The sequence below is a fragment of the Anaerotruncus sp. AF02-27 genome, from assembly GCF_003465835.1.
Taxonomy (GTDB): Bacteria; Bacillota; Clostridia; order Oscillospirales; family Ruminococcaceae; genus Anaerotruncus; species Anaerotruncus rubiinfantis.
Map to the genome: position 1 here is coordinate 50,059 of NZ_QSBX01000022.1, position 1,649 is coordinate 51,707.

Annotated in this window: 2 protein-coding genes; both read right to left on the minus strand. The window is 54.0% G+C overall.

All coding sequences use genetic code 11. The features are described from left to right. Window positions 1-133: 133 nt before the first annotated feature. Window positions 134-1,384 (minus strand): IS110 family transposase, encoded by a 1,251-nt coding sequence (locus tag DWV16_RS14480; RefSeq protein WP_118479924.1) that lies wholly within the window; start codon window positions 1,382-1,384, stop codon window positions 134-136. A gap of 5 nt (window positions 1,385-1,389) precedes the next feature. Beyond that, window positions 1,390-1,649: hypothetical protein (locus DWV16_RS19410; protein WP_207661950.1), on the minus strand; the 260-nt coding region annotated here is incomplete at its 5' end.

Below are 1,649 nucleotides of genomic sequence, written 5' to 3' on the forward strand. Positions count from 1 at the left end.
AAGCCTGCAAATAAAAAGTCAAGCTCCAAAGCGGGCTTGACGAAAGAAAATGTTGCAGGCAGCAGGTAGCAAAAAATGCAGCACAAAAAGGCCGCCGCAAATGCGCCGACCTGAGAGGTCAGGTTACAGTCGGTTACTCCGCGTGGTGCAGACCTGTTGAGTCCATGTCTACGGGCGGCAGCCCCTCCAGAGTGGAGAAGTAGGCCATCACTTTGCCGTAGTAACGGCGCAGAAACTTGTTCCCTGCAGCCGTCATGTACACATAGTACGGCTTGCCCTCGGCACGCTTTTTGTCCAGGAACTGAAACACCGGCTCGTCTGCCGGAGCACGCTGTAAATGTACTTTCATGATGTTGAACAGCGTTTTGCGAAGATACGGAGAACCGCGTTTCGTAGTCCTGTTGCTGCGAGAGCAATAGTCGCCAGATTCGCTCGGCGCCGGGTCAATGCCAGCAAAGGCAACAAGAGACTGCTTGCGCTCAAAGCGGCGGACATCCCCAATCTCCGCCATGAGCTGCGGGCCGAGAGATTCCCCAACGCCGTACATCTCCATGACGACAGGGTATTCCGGGAGCTGGGAAGCCAGCTTGTTCATCTCACTGCGGTAGGTTTCCACGCTGCGTGAGATCGCCGTAAGCTGGTTGGCGGCTTCCTGAACGAGCGTTTTAGTAACGGAAGTTTTCTGCACCAGCACAACAGACGACTTTGCCAGGGCATACACCTCCGTGGCCTTTTCCATGCTGAACTGGTAGCGGTTTCGCTTGCACCACTTACGGTAGCGCTCGGCAAAAGCGTTCTGACTGCCGCTGCGGACGCAATCGACATGCCAGAAGTCATGGGTGAAATCCACCCATTTCTGTGTGCCGTCGCTGCGTACAGGACTGTCAAAGAGCTTGCGAATGCCGGGGAAGGACTGCTCCTGAAGTGCAATGAGGTTGTTTGCGGTTGCGGTTTTCTGTTTGGAGGCCAACTGGAACTGACGGTTCAGCGTTTTCAGCTCATATCGAATCGTGTCCATAGGAGTATAGTCCCGCAATTCAGTCCAATTGTCAAGCGCGTATTTGGCAATTTTCATCGCATCCGCCTTATCGGTCTTGACCTTGCGGAGAGAGTTGTTGCCGTACTCCTTGATGAGCAGAGGGTTGACCGCCGAGACATAAAGTCCGGCTTCATGGAGAACCTTGGCGATGCTCTCATAATAGCGTCCGGTGTGCTCCATGACCACCCGTGTTTCGCCATCGATGGACTTGAGCTGCGCTGCCAGTGCCGCCAGGTCTTCGGCGCTGTGGCGCACATCGAAGGGCAGCTTCACAACCTCGCCGAAAGGACGGAGCACGGCCACGGTGCTCTTTCTGCTGGAGACATCAATACCTGCTGCGTTCATGTTCATCACTCCTGAAAGAATTTGCAATGGACTGAGCCATCTTTACCCATTGCCGATTCTATCTGTTTGGTGACACGAACACGCGGCTCTACCTGCACAAATCGAACGCTGCGAATAGGAAGATGGCTGACTGACTTAATTACGGGCACGAAGCCCTTGGAGAACAAGGTCAGACCATTACCTTCCCATTCTAACAGCTTAAGCAACGAGATGCCTCGGCTCGTAGCTGGCTGCCACTCTTCCGAGGCAAATATATTGTAACAGG

Bases quoted from the DNA above. Each gene is read 5' to 3' on its own strand.
- DWV16_RS14480 (WP_118479924.1), bottom strand. From the start codon at position 1,384: ATGAACGCAGCAGGTATTGATGTCTCCAGCAGAAAGAGCACCGTGGCC.